At 46.3% G+C, this 369-nt stretch carries 1 protein-coding gene; it reads left to right on the forward strand.

Annotation, left to right across the window (positions count from 1 at the left end):
- Window positions 1-288 (forward strand): RNA-guided endonuclease TnpB family protein (locus KNO72_RS15515; protein ID WP_214758784.1); only part of this gene is annotated, 288 nt, incomplete at its 5' end.
- Window positions 289-369 lie beyond the last annotated feature (81 nt).

Here is a 369-nt window from a genome sequence, read left to right on the forward strand (position 1 = left end):
ATCCGACAGACGGCAAGAACAAGCCGTAAAAACAATAAGAATCTGCATACATGGTCGTTCTATCGCTTGGCATTATTTATCGAGTACAAGGCGAAACTAGAAGGGATCAAGGTCGAGCATGTCGACCCGGCACACACATCTCAGACATGTCCCTCTTGTGGCGAAAGAAACAAGGCGAAAGACCGGACTTATGTCTGTAAATGCGGATTTAAGAAACATCGAGATGTAGTTGGTGCGATGAATATCCGATACGCACCTGTGGTTGATGGTAAAAGTCAATCAGCCTGAGAATCTATATGATCTGTCTCAGGAGGGGTGATGGCACACCCTCATCTGGAGGTTTGAGCAAAACAGAAATGGACTGCGCTC

The organism is Exiguobacterium sp. s123 (genome assembly GCF_018617075.1).
In the GTDB taxonomy this organism is placed as follows: Bacteria; Bacillota; Bacilli; order Exiguobacteriales; family Exiguobacteriaceae; genus Exiguobacterium; species Exiguobacterium profundum.